14 protein-coding genes and 1 pseudogene are annotated in these 15027 nt (G+C 72.3%); 5 read left to right on the top strand and 10 right to left on the bottom strand.

Annotated elements, in window-relative coordinates; translation table 11 throughout:
- The first annotated feature begins 7 nt into the window (after positions 1–7).
- Positions 8–1291: a bifunctional pyridoxamine 5'-phosphate oxidase family protein/GNAT family N-acetyltransferase gene (locus CLT71_RS32435; RefSeq protein WP_101370456.1), complete on the top strand. Its 1284-nt coding sequence runs from the start codon at positions 8–10 to the stop codon at positions 1289–1291.
- Positions 1288–1956 carry a leucine efflux protein LeuE gene (gene leuE / locus CLT71_RS32430; protein ID WP_101370455.1) on the top strand — a complete coding sequence of 223 codons (669 nt, stop codon included), beginning with the start codon at positions 1288–1290 and terminating at the stop codon, positions 1954–1956. The genes CLT71_RS32435 and leuE overlap by 4 nt, the downstream gene beginning before the upstream one ends.
- Positions 1957–2011: 55 nt before the next feature.
- On the opposite strand, the gene CLT71_RS32425 is transcribed toward leuE, so the two are convergent.
- From CLT71_RS32425 to CLT71_RS32415, 3 genes are all read right to left on the bottom strand, one after another.
- Complete coding sequence (locus tag CLT71_RS32425; protein WP_158242349.1) at positions 2012–3037, bottom strand: sporulation protein; 1026 nt, start codon at positions 3035–3037, stop codon at positions 2012–2014.
- 212 nt (positions 3038–3249) lie between these two features.
- Positions 3250–4314, bottom strand: a complete 1065-nt coding sequence (locus tag CLT71_RS32420; RefSeq protein ID WP_101370453.1) for a hemolysin family protein — start codon at positions 4312–4314, stop codon at positions 3250–3252.
- Positions 4311–5675, bottom strand: coding sequence for a hemolysin family protein (locus CLT71_RS32415; RefSeq protein WP_101370452.1), 1365 nt, complete (start codon positions 5673–5675; stop codon positions 4311–4313). The genes CLT71_RS32420 and CLT71_RS32415 overlap by 4 nt, the downstream gene beginning before the upstream one ends.
- A 261-nt stretch (positions 5676–5936) precedes the next feature.
- Here CLT71_RS32415 and CLT71_RS32410 point away from each other — a divergent pair, with 261 nt between their 5' ends.
- From CLT71_RS32410 to CLT71_RS32400, 3 genes are all read left to right on the top strand, one after another.
- Positions 5937–7127, top strand: coding sequence for a D-arabinono-1,4-lactone oxidase (locus tag CLT71_RS32410; RefSeq protein WP_101370451.1), 1191 nt, complete (start codon positions 5937–5939; stop codon positions 7125–7127).
- The gene (locus CLT71_RS32405) at positions 7127–7507 is read left to right on the top strand and encodes a sensory rhodopsin transducer (RefSeq protein ID WP_199187790.1); all 381 of its coding nucleotides are present in this window, start codon (positions 7127–7129) and stop codon (positions 7505–7507) included. The genes CLT71_RS32410 and CLT71_RS32405 overlap by 1 nt, the downstream gene beginning before the upstream one ends.
- Positions 7508–7671: 164 nt before the next feature.
- Entirely contained in the window at positions 7672–8112 is a 441-nt protein-coding gene (locus CLT71_RS32400; protein WP_101370450.1) for a VOC family protein, read from the top strand.
- 17 nt (positions 8113–8129) lie between these two features.
- On the opposite strand, the gene mnhG is transcribed toward CLT71_RS32400, so the two are convergent.
- From mnhG to CLT71_RS32365, 7 genes and pseudogenes are all read right to left on the bottom strand, one after another.
- A complete protein-coding gene (gene mnhG / locus CLT71_RS32395; protein WP_101370449.1) occupies positions 8130–8483 on the bottom strand; it encodes a monovalent cation/H(+) antiporter subunit G in 354 nt (117 codons plus the stop codon).
- Complete coding sequence (locus CLT71_RS32390) at positions 8480–8740, bottom strand: monovalent cation/H+ antiporter complex subunit F (RefSeq protein WP_101370448.1); 261 nt, start codon at positions 8738–8740, stop codon at positions 8480–8482. The genes mnhG and CLT71_RS32390 overlap by 4 nt, the downstream gene beginning before the upstream one ends.
- A complete protein-coding gene (locus CLT71_RS32385) occupies positions 8737–9414 on the bottom strand; it encodes a Na+/H+ antiporter subunit E (RefSeq protein ID WP_486483575.1) in 678 nt (225 codons plus the stop codon). The genes CLT71_RS32390 and CLT71_RS32385 overlap by 4 nt, the downstream gene beginning before the upstream one ends.
- Positions 9411–10919: a Na+/H+ antiporter subunit D gene (locus tag CLT71_RS32380; RefSeq protein ID WP_101370447.1), complete on the bottom strand. Its 1509-nt coding sequence runs from the start codon at positions 10917–10919 to the stop codon at positions 9411–9413. Before CLT71_RS32380 ends, CLT71_RS32385 begins: the two co-directional genes overlap by 4 nt.
- Positions 10916–11407, bottom strand: a complete 492-nt coding sequence (locus CLT71_RS32375; RefSeq protein WP_101370446.1) for a Na(+)/H(+) antiporter subunit C — start codon at positions 11405–11407, stop codon at positions 10916–10918. The genes CLT71_RS32380 and CLT71_RS32375 overlap by 4 nt, the downstream gene beginning before the upstream one ends.
- Positions 11404–14250, bottom strand: a complete 2847-nt coding sequence (locus CLT71_RS32370; protein ID WP_101370445.1) for a Na+/H+ antiporter subunit A — start codon at positions 14248–14250, stop codon at positions 11404–11406. Before CLT71_RS32370 ends, CLT71_RS32375 begins: the two co-directional genes overlap by 4 nt.
- A 281-nt stretch (positions 14251–14531) precedes the next feature.
- A pseudogene (locus tag CLT71_RS32365) lies at positions 14532–14889 on the bottom strand (hypothetical protein); the annotation flags it as partial.
- Positions 14890–15027 lie beyond the last annotated feature (138 nt).

Here is a 15027-nt window from a genome sequence, read left to right as displayed (position 1 = left end):
ACGCCAGATGGCTGACCAGACGCATCCGAACGGCGCGGCGGAGACCTACCGGCAGACCCACCGAACCATCGCCAGCCGCGACCGGTCGAGGATGAGCTACCAGCGCGACACCGCGCACGAGCTGCTCGACGAGGCGTACCACTGCCACCTCGGGTTCACTGTGGACGGTGAACCCCGGATCCTGCCCACCCTGCACGTCCGGCTCGGCGACACGCTCTATCTGCACGGCTCCACCGGCAGCCGACCACTGCTCGCCGCCCGGGGCGACTCCGGGCTGCCGGTCTGCGTCGCGGTGACCCAACTGGACGGTCTCGTCTACGGCCGCTCCCAGTTCCACCACAGCGCCAACTACCGCTCGCTCGTCGCGCACGGCACCGCCCACCTGGTCACCGACGAGACGGAGAAGCGCAGGGCACTCACCGCGCTGGTCGAGAAGGTCGGGGCGGGCCGCAGCGCCGACAGCCGACCGCCGAACCGCCGGGAGCTGGCCGAGACCGCCCTGCTGGCCCTGCCGCTGCGGGAGGTGTCGGTACGCGCCCGCACCGGCGGCGTACGCGACGAACCCGACGACCACCAGCTGCCGCACTGGGCCGGTGTGCTGCCGCTGCGTACCGTCGCCGGGCGGCCCGAGCCGGACGCCGGGGTGACCGCCCCGCTGCCGACGTACCTGCGCTTCGACCGCTCCCCCTGGCACACCCCGGCCCCGATGACCGGCGTGCACGTCCGGCTCGTCCCGCTGGCCGAGTCGCACGTCGACAGCCTCTTCGCGACGACCCGTGACCCGGAGGTCTGGACCCATCTCGGTGACCCGCAGCCGGCCGACCCGACAGAGCTGGCGGAGATCGTCCGGGTGGCGCTGGACGCGCAGTGGCGCGGTGTGCGGGTGCCGTGGGCGCAACTCGACGCCACCACCGGCGAGGTGATCGGGACCACCTCCTACTACGAGATCGACCCCGAACACCGCCGCGTCGCGATCGGGTACACCTGGCTGGGCCGGCGCTGGTGGCGTACCGGGGTGAACACCGAGGCGAAGCTGCTGCTGCTGACCCGGGCCTTCGACGAACTCGGCGCCGAGCGGGTGGTCTGGCACACCGACATCCGCAACGAGCGGTCGCAGCGCGCCATCGAGCGGCTCGGCGCGACCCGGGAGGCGGTGCTCCGGCGGCACCGGATCCGGCCGGACGGCTCGTGGCGGGACACCGTGCAGTACGCGATGCTCGCCGACGAGTGGCCGAAAGCACAGGTCAGGCTCCGGGAAAGCCTTCAGCGCGCCACCCCGGCGGGGCGATGATGACCGGCGTGCTGGGGATCACCGACATCTGGACCTACGTGCTGGGCACGGTCGCCATCATCCTGCTGCCCGGACCGAACTCGCTCTACGTGCTCACCACCGCCGCGAAGACCGGGGTACGCGCCGGCTACCGGGCCGCCGCCGGGGTCTTCGTCGGCGACGCGGTGCTGATGGCACTCTCCGCCGCCGGGGTGGCTTCGCTGCTCAAGGCGTACCCGCCGATCTTCCTGGTGATCAAGTACGCCGGCGCCGCCTACCTCGGCTACGTCGGGCTGATGATGCTGCTCGGGGCGTGGCGGCGCTGGCGTACCCGCAACGACCCGGCGGTGGCGCCGCTTGTCGACACCCGGCCGGCGGCGGCCGACCGCCCGTTCCGGCGGGCCGCCGTGATCAGCCTGCTCAACCCGAAGGCGATCCTCTTCTTCATCTCCTTCTTCATCCAGTTCGTCGACCCGGCGTACCCCTACCCGGCGCTCTCGTTCCTGCTGCTCGGCGCGATCGCCCAGGTCACCAGCGCGCTCTACCTGACCGTGCTGATCTTCACCGGCACCTTCCTCGCGGCACAGTTCCGCCGCCGCCGTCGGCTCGCTGCCGGGGTGACCACCGGGATCGGCGCGCTCTTCCTCGGCTTCGGCGTCAAGCTCGCCACCGCCACCACCGGCTGAGGTGTAAGGAAGGGCCCCCGCTACAACAGAAAACGATAAGAGGGGGCCCTTCCTTTCAGGTTCCGCTGCCGCCGCCCCCGCCGGCGGCTCCGCCGGAGCCGCCGCCGATGCCGCCCTCGCCACCGCCGATCGGTCGCAGTCCCCGGTCCGGATCGTGGCCGGCGGCCGGCGCGGCACCCCGGGGCTCCTCCCCCGCCGGATCGCTGTCCGCAGTGTTGGTGCCGGACGGGCCGGGGTGGGACCGGTCGGGGTCGGTCGGGCGGGGTGACGGCGACGGACCCCGGGCCGTACGCACCTGGTAGCCGGCGGCGGTCGCCGAGTGCCGCTGTACGGCGTACCGGAGCCAACTGTTTACCACCGTGATCCAGTCGAGTTCCGCCGCGCCCTGGTGCGCCACCCGGAACCGGCTGAAACTGAGGTGCCCGGCGCCGGCCAGCGCCACCCGGCGGTCCAGTGCGAAAAGCACCTCCACCCGGTACGCGTCGGTGAAGAACGAGACCTCCAGCTCGCTGAACGGACCGCCGTACAGCGGTGCCGCCCAGTACGCGATCTTCTGGTGGAACGGCAGCCGCTGGTCGATCCCGGGCAGCCGCTCGGCGAGCAGCCCGACCTGGCGCAGTTCGAAGCCCAGTTCGCCGAGGGCTGTGAGCACGCCGGCCTGGGCGGGGAGCGGGTGTACGTACACCGGGCGCAGGTCGCCCCGGTCGAGCAGTTCGCTGACCGCCACCTCGGTCCGCAACCCCATCCGCAGGTTGAGCAGGCAGTGGCCGCCGACCACCGTCACCGGCGTCTCCCAGGGCACCGGCACGCCGAAGTCGAGTACCCGGCGCTCTCCGCCGGCCAGCACGAACGCCCCGGCGGCGGGGACCCGGTGGAACTCCACCGGCTGGTACTCCACCTCCCCGCCGGCCGGCTCGACCCGGGTGACCAGGCCGAGCGTCACGCCGTCGACGGTCACCGGCGACCGGCCGGCGGTGAGGGTGACCCGGCCGGGCAGCGTCAGGCCAGGCCGGGTACTCGGATTGGCCAGCGTGGTCCGCACGGTCAGCCCCGCACCCGGCGGGAGTATCCCGAAGCCCACCGTCGCCCCCTCCCGTGCCCGCCCCGGCCGGGCCCGCACCCGCCGGGCACGCCTCCGACCCGACCGTGGCCGCCCGGCACGCCTCCGACCCGACCGTGGCCGCCCCGCCCCGAGCCGACCCCGCAGGGGGATCGGCCTCCGACCCGACCGGCAGCGGGATCGGCTGTCGGAGGGCGGGGGCGAGGGCGGGCGGGGCGGGACAGGGCGGACGGTCAGCGCATCCGGCGGCCCCGGGGGATCGGGTCGGTCTCGTCGTCGAACTCCCCGATTACCTCTTCCAGCAGGTCCTCCAGCGCCACGAACCCGACCGGCCGGCCGGCACCGGCACCGTTGCTGACCAGCGCCAACTGCGCCTGCTCGGCCCGCATCGCCGCCACCGCCTCGGTGACCGTCGCCGTCGCCTCCAGGGTGAACGGCGCCGTCATCAGCTCCCGGGCCGTCGCGGAGCGCCCGGCGGTGGTGGCCCGGACCGCCTCCCGGACGTGCACCAGCCCGGCAACCTCGCCCGGCGCGTCGAAGACGGCCAGCCGGGACCGGCCGCTGGACCGGCACACCTCCTCGATCCGCTCTGCGGAGTCGTCGGGGCGTACCGAGACGATCGTCTCGACCGGCTCCATCACCTGGGCGACGGTGGTGCCCTGGAGTTCGAGCATGCTGGTCAGCATCTCGTGCTGGTCGGCGGCGAGCAGGCCGTGCTCGCGGGACTGCTGCAACAGCATCCGCAGCTCCTCCGGCCCGTGCGCCACCGCCAACTGCTCCTCGGGGCGCACCTTGGCCAGCCGCAGCGTCACGTTGGCCAGCCCGTTCAGCGCGTAGAGCACCGGCCGGGCCACCCGGGCGAACGCCCGGAACGGCAGCGCGAGCAGCAGGGCCGACCGCTCCGGGTCGGTGATCGCCCACGACTTCGGGGCCATCTCGCCGACCACCAGGTGCAGGAAGGTGACCAGGGCGAGCGCGAAGACCAGCGCGATCACGTGACTGGCCGTGTCGGGCAGGCCGACCGCGTGCAGCAGCGGGCTGAGCACATGCTCGATCGCCGGTTCGGCGAGCGCGCCCAGCCCGAGGGTGCAGACGGTGATGCCGAACTGCGCACCGGCGAGCATCAGGGTCAGCTCGCGTACCCCGTCCAGCGCGGCCCGGGCGGCCCGGCCACCGGAGGCGGCGGCCTGCTCCAGCCGGTAGCGCTTCGCGGCCAGCAGGGCGAACTCGGCGGCCACGAAGAAGCCGTTCAACGCGAGCAGCAACAGGGAGATCAGCAACGCCCAGGTGGTACTCATGAGGCCCGCTCCGCTTTGCCCTGCGGCACCAGCACCCGGAGCCGGACCGAGTCGGCGACGTGCCGGTCGACCGCCAGCACCTCGACGTGGGCCCGGGGCAGCGTCGCCTCCTGGTCCGGCTCCCCCTCGGCGGAGAGCCTGATCTCCAGCCGGTCACCGACCTCGGGGATCCGGCCCAGCTCCCGCATCACCAGACCGGAGAGGGTGTCGTATTCGGGTGCCTCCGGCAGGGTGATCCCGGTGCTGTCGGCGACCTCGTCGATCCGCCAGCGGGCCGGCACCACCCAGGAGCCGTCGGCCTGCCGGACCGGGGCCCGCTCGGGCGGGTCGTCCTCGTCCCGGATCGGCCCGACGAGTTCCTCGGCGATGTCCTCCAGGGTGATCACCCCGGCGAAGCCGCCGTACTCGTCGACCACGCAGGCGAGCTGGCGGTGCCCGGCCCGGAGCCGGTCCAGCACCGTCGGCAGCGGCAGCGTCGCCGGCACCAGCAACGGGGGTACGGCGACCGCCTCGACCGGGGTGGTGGCCCGCTCCGCCGGCGGCACCCCGAGCACGTCGGCGATGCCGACCACCCCGACGACGTCGTCCACGCCCTCGGAGCCGCGTACCGGGAAGCGCGAGTGCCCGGTGTCGAGCAGCTCGACCAGCCGGCTGAGCGGTTCGTCGGGCCGTACGGTGTAGACGTCGACCCGGGGCACCATCGCCTCGGCGGCGGTGAGCTGCCGGAAGTCGAGTCCCCGGTCGAGCAGGGTGGACATCTCGGCGTCGAGGTGCCCCTCCTCGCGCGACTCGGCGATGATCTGTTCCAGGTCCTCCGGGGTCGCCCCGCTGGGCAGTTCCTCCACCGGTTCGATGCCGAGCCGGCGCAGCAGCCGGGTGGCGGCGGCGTCGAAGAGCCGGATCACCGGCCCGGCGACGGCCAGATAGATCAGCGTGGAGCGGCTCAGGATCCGGGCCAGCCACTCCGCCCGGACGATGGCGAGATTCTTCGGGGCGAGTTCCCCGAAGACCATCTGGATGACCGTGGCGATCACCAGGGAGAGCGCGACCGCGAGCGGCGTGCTGATCGCGGCCGAGACACCCGCCACGCCGAGCAGGTCGGCCAGGCCGTCGCCGAGGTACGGCTCGGCGACGTAACCAACGAGCAGGGCGGTGACGGTGATCCCGAGTTGGGCGCCGGAGAGCATGAAGGAGAGCCGACCGGTGACCGTGAGGGCGCGTTGCGCGGCGGCGTCGCCCTCCTCGGCGAGCTGGCGCAGTTTGCCCCGGTCCACGGCGACGTAACCGAATTCCTGAGCGACGAAATATCCCGTCGCCGCAGTGAGCAGAATGATCAGGAGGAGACCGATCGCGATCAGCACGGGGCGCTCAGCGCTCCCTGTCGTCGCGGCTGGTGCGAAAGATGCCGGGTCCGACCCGGCTGGCTACAGCTGCCCTCCTGGACAGATGAGTCGATCACTAGGCCATCCTACCGATGACCGCTTACCACTGCCGGGACAACCACCACCGCCCCGGCGGCCGTTTCCCGGACCGTCGACCGGGTAGAGACGCCTGTCCGATCCGTCCCGCCGGGTGCCGGACGTGCCGGTTGGCGCCGGGGCGGGCAGTCGAGGAGGGACGCGTTGGGACGGGAGTGGCGGAACTGGTCGGGGAGCCTCCGGTTCACCCCGCGCGAGTACGCCAGGCCCGGGGACGAGGACGCCGTACGGAGCCTCGTCGAGCGGGCCCGGCAGACCTCAACCACGCTCCGGCCGGTCGGCTCCGGTCACTCGTCCAGCCCGCTGGTGCGCACCGACGACGTACTCGTCAGCCTGGCCGGACTGCCCCGGACCGTGCGCCGGCACGACGACCCGCACCTGGCGACCGTCGGCGCCGGGGTGCCGCTGGGCGAGTTGGGCGAGACGCTCTACGAGGCGGGGCTCGCCATGGACAACCTCGGTGACGTCGACGTGCAGTCGATCGCCGGCGCCACCGCCACCGGTACGCACGGCACCGGCCTCGAATTCGGCAACCTCTGCACCCAGGTCGCCGGAGTCCGCATGGTGACCGGCACCGGCGAGGTACTGGAGATCTCCGCACGGCGCAACAGTGACCTGCTGCCGGCGGCGCGGCTCTCCCTCGGCGCGCTCGGCGTGGTGACCGCGCTGACGCTGCGGCTCACCCCCACCTACCAGCTGCGGCGGCGCAACTGGTGCTCGTCGATCGCCTGGACCCTCGACCACCTGCCGCAGTTGCAGCGGCAGAACCGGAACATGGACTTCTACTGGTATCCGCGCACCGACACCACCCAGATCCGCACCCTCAACCGGCGCGGCGAGGAGCCGGAACTCATTTCGGTCGGCGAACCCCGGGTCACCGAGTCCGGCCCGAGCCACCGGACCATCCCCCGGCACCGGGAGCTGCGTTTCGAGGAGATCGAGTACGCCATCCCGTCGGAGGCCTTCCACGCCTGCTTCACCGAGATCCGTCGCCGGATCCTGGACCGGCACCGTACCGGGGTGGCCTGGCGGGTCCTGGTGCGTACCGTCGCCGCGGACGACATCTGGCTCAGTCCCGCGTACGGCCGGGCCACCACCACGATCGCCTGCCTACAGAACAACTCCCTGCCGCACGACGAGTACTTCGCCGATGTGGAGGCGGTGTTCCGGCAGCATGACGGCCGCCCACACTGGGGCAAGAAACACTCGATGGCCGCACCGGAACTGCGCGCCGTCTATCCACAGTGGGACAGGTTCCAGGACGTGCGCCGCCGGCTCGACCCGGACGAGGTGTTCCTGGCCCCCGATCTCGCCCGGCTGCTGAGGGACGGCTGATGGTCGGCCTCGGCGGCCGGGTCTGGGTGGTACCCGGCGGCCGGATCCCGTTCCCCAGCAGCGGCGAGGAACCGGAGTTCACCAGCTTCGACCAGTTGGCGGTGCTGAACACCGGTGACGAGCCGGCCGACCTGGAGATCACCGTCTACTACGAGGACCGGGAGCCGGTCGGCCCGTACCCGGTGAGCGTCGGCGCCCGGCGGATCCGGCACGTACGCCTCAACGACCTGGTCGCCCCGGAGGCGATCGCGCTCGGCCGGCGGTTCGGCTGCGTCGTCCGCTCGCCGGTCCCGGTCGTGGTGCAGTTCCTGCGCCAGGACACCCGGCTGCCCGGCACCGTCGGGTTGACCGGCACGATGGCCTTCCCCGCCGACTCCTGAGGTGCCGGTGAATTCCGCGAACCTCCGGCTACGGAGTCGTCGAATCTCCGCCGGACGAAATCCTCGAATCTCCGGCGACGGAAGTGTCGAGAACCAGCCGGTGACTCCGTCCCAGGGGTCGATGCGGCCAGCGTGGCCGTACCCCGACCAGAAGGAGACCCGGCATGACGATCCAGCGGATGGACAACGTCCTCATCGTTGTCGACGACCTCGACGCTGTCATCGCGTTCTTCGTCGAACTCGGCATGGAGTTGGAGGGCAGGGGGCCGATCGAGGGACGGTGGGTGGAGCGTGTCATCGGCATCGACGGCGTGCGGCAGGACGTCGCGATGCTGCGCATCCCGGGCGGGCACGGCCGGGTCGAGCTGGCGAAGTTCCACGCGCCGAGAGCGATCACCGCCGAGCCGAAGGACGCTCCGGCGAACACGCTGGGAATCCGGCGGATCATGTTCGCCGTCGACGACATCGAGGACGTCGTCGCCCGGCTGCGTACCCACGGCGCCGAACTCGTCGGCGAACTGGCCCGGTACGAGCAGAGCTACCTGCTCTGCTACCTGCGCGGCCCCGAGGGCATCGTGGTCGGACTGGCCCAGGAACTCGGCTGAGGCCCCGGCGGGTCCACTCACTCGGCACGACCGGAGTCGCCACCGTACTCGGCGAGTTCGTCGACGTCGAGCGTCTCGCGGTGGACCCGCCCGGTCCGGTACGCGGCCCGGCCGATCATCTGCGCGGCGAGCGGTGCGGTGGTGAGCTGGAAGGCGGCGATCAGCACCAGGGTGGCCAGGTCGGCGCCGTTGCGCAGGCTCACCGCCAGCGACAGCAGGATCAGCAGTACCCCGAGCACCTGCGGCTTGGTCGCCGCGTGCATCCGGCTGAGCACGTCCGGAAAGCGGATCAGCCCGATCCCGGCGACCAGGCTCAGCAGCCCTCCGGCGACCAGGAAGATCCCGGCCAGTACGTCGAGTACCGCGTTCACGCCTCCTCCCCGGCCGCGAACCGCACCAGCGCCACCGAGCCGACGAAGCCCAGCAGGCTGAGTGCGACCAGGATCGGCAGCGTGGTGGCGTGCCTGTTGACGGCCGCCTCGGCACCGAGTGCCCCGATGATGATCGAGATCAGCACCTCGACGGCGACCACCCGGTCCAGCAGTGCCGGGCCGCGTACGACGCGGACCAGGGCCAGCCCCGCCGCGGCCGAGAGCAGTACGGCGACGACAACCACTGCGACGATCATGACGGTCCTCCCGGTTCGGCGTCTCCACTGGGCGACGAGACCAGCCGCAGCTCCGACGCGGAGCCGACGGCGCGGATGAGGCGGGCCTCCAGGGCCAGGATGCGTTGCCGGCTCCGGTCCAGGTCCTCGACACCGCGTACGTCAAGTACGTGCACGTAGAGGGTGCCGGTCTCCCGGTCGGCCTCCACGATCAACGTGCCCGGGACCAGCGACAGCACCTCGGCGGTCATCGCCAGGTTCAGGTCGGTACGCACCCGCAGCCGGATGGCGACTATCGCGTTCCGGGGCAGCCCGGGGCTCAGCGCGACCCAGCTGACGTGCACGCTGGCGACCACTAGCTCGACGACGAAGCGCCCGACGAACCAGATCAGCGCGATCGGCCGGATCCGGCCCCCGAAGGTGACCCGGGGCAGCGGCAGGAAGACCAGGATCACCACCGCCGCCAGTACGCCGCCGATCAGGTTCCCGATGGTGAACTCGCCCCAGAGCAGGCTCCAGACCACTACCAGCCAGCCGACCGTGATCAACTGGTCCCGCCAGCGTCGCCGGTCCGGAAGCCGGCGCCACAGCCTCCGCCAGCGGCGCCGCCCGGTGAATCGGCGCCGCAGCGCCGGCCAGCCCGGCACCGCCCGGCGGGACGGGACCGGGCCGGACGCCCGCGCGTCGCCGGTCACGGCGGGCCACCGGGGAACACCGCGCGGACGTAGGGCGCACGCTCCAGCAGATCGCCGGCGGCCTCGGCGCTGACCTGGAAGAGCGGGCCGGCGGCCACGGTCAGCCCCACCCCGAGCAGCACCAGTACGGTGGTGGCGCCCACCATCAGCCGGGGCAGCCGGGTCGGCTCGGTCTCGGGTTCGGCCAGCCGGGGCGCGCGCCAGAACGCCAGGCTCCACACCCTCGTCGTCGCGTACAGGGTGAGCAGGCTGGTCAGGGTGCCGGCGATCACCAGCATCCAGGGCAGCACCCCGCCGGCCGACACTCCGGCCTGGAAGAGCCCCAGCTTGCCGAGGAATCCCGAGAACGGCGGGATGCCGGAGAGGTTCAGCGCCGGCACCAGGAACAGTCCGCCGAGCAGCGGCGCGACCCTGGCCAGCCCGCCGATCCGGTCCAGGTTGGTGCTGCCGGCCCGCCGCTCGACGAGCCCGGCCGCCAGGAAGAGCGTGGTCTGCACGGTGATGTGGTGCACCACGTAGAAGATCGCGGCGGCCAGTCCGGGCCGCGAGGCGAGCGCCACCCCGAAGAGCAGGTATCCGATGTGGCTGACCAGGGTGAACGACAGCAGCCGCTTGATGTCGGACTGCACGACAGCGCCCAGGATGCCGACCAGCATGGTCAGCAGGGCGAGCACCAGCAGCACGCCGTCGACGCGGCCGTCGGGGAAGAGCAACGTCTCGGTCCGGATGATCGCGTAGATGCCGACCTTGGTGAGCAGGCCGGCGAAGACCGCGGTGACCGGGGCCGGTGCGGTCGGATAACTGTCCGGCAGCCAGGCCGCCAGTGGGAAGACCGCCGCCTTGATCGCGAAGGCGAGCAGCAGTACCCCGTGCAGCGCCAACCGCAGGTCGGCCGGCAGCCCGTCGAGCCGGCCCACCAACTGGGCGAGGTTCAGGGTGCCGGTGGAGGAGTACACCAGGCCGATCGCGGTGAGGAAGATCAGCGACGAGACCAGGCCGACCACCACGTAGGTGGTACCGGCCCGGATGCGTTCCTCGGTGCCGCCGAGGGTGAGCAGCACGTAGCTTGCCGACAGCAGGATCTCGAAGCCGACGAAGAGGCTGAACAGATCGCCGGCGAGGAAGGCGTTCGTCACCCCGGCCGTCATCACCAGGTAGGTGGGGTGGTAGATGGCCACCGGGCCGTGCTCGCCCGGATCCGCCCGGTCCTCGCCGATCGAGTAGAGCAGCACGCAGAGCGTCACCGCCGCCGACACCACGAGCATCAGCGCGGCCAACTGGTCGGCGACCAGGACGATGCCGATCGGGGCGGGCCAGCCGCCGATCGGCGCCACCAGCGCACCGTGCCGGTGGCTGTGCCAGAGCAGCAGGACCGCGACCGCCAGGGTGACCACCAGGGTGGTGACGCTGATCGCCCGCTGCGCGATCGGCCGCCGACCCAGCACCAGGGTCAGCGCGGCGCCGAGCAGCGGTACGACGACCGGCAGCGGTACCAGGTAGGTCATGTCCCGCCCCCGCCGTCGAGCCGGCGCGGTGGCGGCTCGGGGTCGACCTGCTCCGGATCGGTACCCGCGACCCCGCCGCCCCGCTGCCGCGGCCGCTCGCTGACGTTGTCGTCCGGGCCGGCGAGTTCGCCCCGCTCGGCAAGGCGCATGATCCGGCGGTCCTCCGGGTCGTCGCGTACCTCGTCGTGCCCGGTCAGCTGCCAACTCCGGTACGCCATCGCCAGCAGGAACGCGGTCAGCCCCAGGGTGATCACGATGGCGGTCAGCACCATCGCGTGGGCCAGCGGGTCACTCATCTGCGCCTCCGGCGTGACCCTCAGGATCGGTGCCCCGCCGGACCGGCCGCCGAGCAGGATCAGCAGGTTGGCGCCGTTGGTGAGCAGGATGGTGCCGATCAGCACCTGGCTGAGGCTGCGCTCCAGGAGCAGTACGACCCCGCTGCCGAAGAGCACCCCGACGACGAGCGCCAGCACCAGGTTCGGGGTCATCGTCGGCCGCCCGTACCGGCCGGGCCCGGCCCGCCCGCCGGCCGGTCGGTGCGCAGCCCGGTGCCCCGCTCGTCCTCCACCTCGATCTGCCGGTCCACCTCGGCGCCGAGGCTGCGCAGGATGTCCAGCACGAGGCCGACCACGACCAGATAGACGCCGATGTCGAAGAAGATCGAGGTGACCAGGTGCAGGTCGCCGATGAGCGGCAACTCCGGCTTCAGCAGCGTGCTGCGCAGCACCTCCCCGCCGGTGGACATGGCGAGCAGGCCCGTGCCGAGTGCCACGAAGAGGCCGACCCCGAGCACGACTCCGGCGTCGACCGGCGCCGCCTGGTCGAGTTCGTGCCGGCCACCGGCGAGGTAGCGGACCGCGAATGCCAGCCCGGCGACCAGGCCACCGGCGAAGCCGCCACCGGGGGCGTTGTGCCCGGAGAAGAGCAGGAAGAGCGAGAAGAGCACCACCGTGTGGAAGATCAGCCGAACGACCACCTCGAAGACGATGGAACGGCTCCGGGTCCGCAGCGTCGGCCCGGCCCGCAGCCAGATCCGCTCGGCACCGGACGGCGGCGCCAGGTCGTCCCGCCGGGGCCGGTCCGGACCGCGTCGCCACTGGAAGATCAGGCTCGCCACCCCGGTCGCCGCGACCACCAGTACCGAGATCTCGCCCACGGTGTCCCAGGCCCGGATGTCGACGAGGGTCACGTTGACGACGTTGCGGCCGTACCCGAAGGAGAGGGCCGGCCCGGGGAACTCTTCCGCGATCGGCGGCGCCCGCCGTGCCCCGGTCGCGGCCACCGCCATCGCGGTGACCACGACCCCGACCGCCACCCCGAGGGCGAGCCGGGTCCACCGGCTGCGCCGCAGCGGTCGCACCGAGAACCGGGGCGGCAGCCGGCGCAGCACCAGCACGAAGACCACGATGGTGACGGTCTCCGCCAGGAACTGGGCCAGCCCCAGGTCGGGCGCACCGTGCAGCACGTACAGCATCGCGGTGCAGTAGCCGGTGACACCGGCGAGGATCACCGCGGTGAGCCGGCGCCGGGCCCGGACGGTGAGCACCGCGGCGACCCCGAGCACCACCCCGACGACGGCCTGGACCGGGTTGTCCGGGAGGCCGATCCTGTCCGGCCACACGCGCACAAGCGCGCCGCCCAGCACCAGGACCAGGGCGATCAGGATGATCCCGAGGTACTGCGGCAGCGAACCCCGCTGCGTCGCACCGGTGAGCAGCACGGCGAACCTGTCGAAGCCCCGGCTCAGCACCTGGTAGGCGGTGTCCCCGTCGAACGGTGCCCGCAGCCGGGCCTGCACCGCGCCCACCCGGTCCCGCAACACGAAGACGAGCAGACCGGTGAACAGGACCAGGATCGACAGGCCCGTCACGAGCCCCGGCACCGGTACGAAGGTGAGCGGGTGCCCGATCGGCCCGAACAGCCGGGGGTAACCGGCGAGCATCCCGCCGACCGGCCCGGCCAGCAGCCCCAGTACCAGCCCGGCGACCGCGAGCAGTGCCGTCGGGGCGAGCAGGACGGTCTCGACCGGGCGGGTCGGGGTCGCCTCCGTGCCGGAGCGACCGAACGCCCCCCAGACGAACCGGGCACTGTAGGCCGTGGTCAGTACGGCGCCGAGGAACAGCGCCGAGAGCACCACCGGGTCACCGGTGAACGCCGTCAGGGCCGACTCCTTGGCGACGAACCCCATCAGCGGCGGTATCCCGGCCATCGAGGCGGCGCCGAGGACGGCGGTCGCGAAGACCAGCGGCATCCGCCGCCACAGCCCGGAGAGCACGGTCAGGTCCCGGGTTCCGGCCCGCCGGTCGACGATCCCGACCACCAGGAACAGGGTCGCCTTGAACAGGGCGTGCCCGAGCAGCATCGCGACGGCGGCGAGCGCGGCGTCCGGGGTGCCGGTACCGGCGAGCACCACCAGCAGCCCGAGCTGGCTGACCGTGCCGTACGCCAGCAGCAGTTTCAGGTCCACCTGACGCAGCGCGGCCCAGCCACCGGCCAGCATGGTGAGGATCCCGGTCACGTAGATCACCGGACGCCACGGGCCGACCTGGGCGTACGCGGGGGCGAGCAGCGCTACCAGGTAGACGCCGGCCTTCACCATCGCCGCCGCGTGCAGGTACGCGCTGACCGGGGTCGGTGCGGCCATCGCCGCCGGCAGCCAGAAGCTGGCCGGGAAGATCGCCGACTTGCTCAGCGCCCCGACCAGGATCAGCACCACCGCGATCCCGAGGTACCCGCCGGGCGGCGGCCGGGCGGCGATCTCGGACCACCGGTACGTGCCGGCGTGCTGGCCGAGCATGATGAAGCCGACGAGCATGACCAGGCCGCCGAGGGTGGTCACCAGCAGCGCCTGGTTCGCCGCCCGCCGGCTGGCCTGCTGCTCGGGGTGGTGCGCGATCAGCAGGTAGGAGAAGACGCTTGTCAGTTCCCAGCAGACGTAGAGCAGCAGCAGGTCGTCGGCGAGCACCACCCCGAGCATGGCTCCGGCGAAGCCGACGAAGACGGCGCCGAACCGGCCGAGCCCGGGCTCGTCGGCATCGAAGTAGCCGACGCAGTAGACAAGCACCAGCGCGCCGATCCCACCGACCAGCAGCACCAGCAACCAGGACAGGGTGGTGACCCGCAGCGCCAGGCCGAGCCCCAGTTCCGGCACCCAGGGGTACGCCTCGACGACGGCACCGCCGTCCCGGACGGCGTCGGCGTACCCGAGCGCCCAGCCGAACGCGCTGGCCGGGGCGAGCGCCAGTGCCAGGAAGGCCCGACGTCCCCACCGACGCACCAGCGCGGGTGCCAGCGCCGCAGCCACCAGGTGCAGCGCCAGCAGCATCAGCATGCGTACTCCAGGTGGTGTCGACACGGTCCGGCCGCGAGGACGCGGGCTCAGACAGATCACACGCCAGAGCCGGGCTGGACGTGCGAAATCGCCCGAAACCACCCGAGCGGGGCCGGCGGATCCGGTGAAAGATCCGGAGTCAGTCAGTCGACGGGTCGGAACCCGGACGAGTGGTGATCACGAACATGATCGCTGTCAGCCGACGGTGCACGGCGAGTCGGCGCTCTGCGCCGAAGCCGGATCGAGCAGGGCCGGCGCGGTGCCCCGGGCCCGGCGGGTGCGGGCGGCGGTCCCCTCCGGCACCTCCGGTGTGGAGGGTACGACCAGGTCGGCCCGCCCGAGCTGCCGAACCACCTGGTTGATCACCTGCTGGGCGGCGGCGAGGGATCGCCGGGGCAGCACCCGGCCGTGCGCCTGGCGGCGCAGCACCAGGGCGTGCACCGCGGCCCGGACCCGGGCCCGGTCCGCCGCGCTGGCGGTGGCGGTGGCCGCGACCAACTGGCGGAGGGAGTCGACGAGCCGCTCGGCCAGTTCGAGGTCGGCGCCGCGCAGGCCGGCCCGCGCCACGGTCAGGTAGGCGTCGACCCGGCGGGTCAACACATCCGTTGCGGCGGGGACGTCGCGCGGGTCGCCGGTCATCCGTACCCCCTTGGCGCCGAGCTTGGGTTTCGGAGAAGTTACTGTAGGTTGCACATCATTCGCAAGCAGTTAAGTGAGACTTAGCCCTCATCTCAGGCGAAAACAACGATCAACCGGTCATGCGGACAACCGTTCCGG

Source organism: Plantactinospora sp. CNZ320 (assembly GCF_002846275.1).
The sequence above is the reverse complement of the archived record's forward strand: the minus strand, read 5'-3'. Positions and strand labels throughout refer to the sequence as shown.

Bases quoted from the DNA above. Each gene is read 5' to 3' on its own strand.
- CLT71_RS32435 (WP_101370456.1), top strand. From the start codon at position 8: ATGGCTGACCAGACGCATCCGAACGGCGCGGCGGAGACCTACCGGCAG.
- leuE (WP_101370455.1), top strand. From the start codon at position 1,288: ATGATGACCGGCGTGCTGGGGATCACCGACATCTGGACCTACGTGCTG.
- CLT71_RS32420 (WP_101370453.1), bottom strand. From the start codon at position 4,314: ATGAGTACCACCTGGGCGTTGCTGATCTCCCTGTTGCTGCTCGCGTTG.
- CLT71_RS32405 (WP_199187790.1), top strand. From the start codon at position 7,127: ATGGTCGGCCTCGGCGGCCGGGTCTGGGTGGTACCCGGCGGCCGGATC.
- CLT71_RS32400 (WP_101370450.1), top strand. From the start codon at position 7,672: ATGACGATCCAGCGGATGGACAACGTCCTCATCGTTGTCGACGACCTC.
- CLT71_RS32390 (WP_101370448.1), bottom strand. From the start codon at position 8,740: ATGATCGTCGCAGTGGTTGTCGTCGCCGTACTGCTCTCGGCCGCGGCG.
- CLT71_RS32380 (WP_101370447.1), bottom strand. From the start codon at position 10,919: ATGACCTACCTGGTACCGCTGCCGGTCGTCGTACCGCTGCTCGGCGCC.
- CLT71_RS32375 (WP_101370446.1), bottom strand. From the start codon at position 11,407: ATGACCCCGAACCTGGTGCTGGCGCTCGTCGTCGGGGTGCTCTTCGGC.
- CLT71_RS32370 (WP_101370445.1), bottom strand. From the start codon at position 14,250: ATGCTGATGCTGCTGGCGCTGCACCTGGTGGCTGCGGCGCTGGCACCC.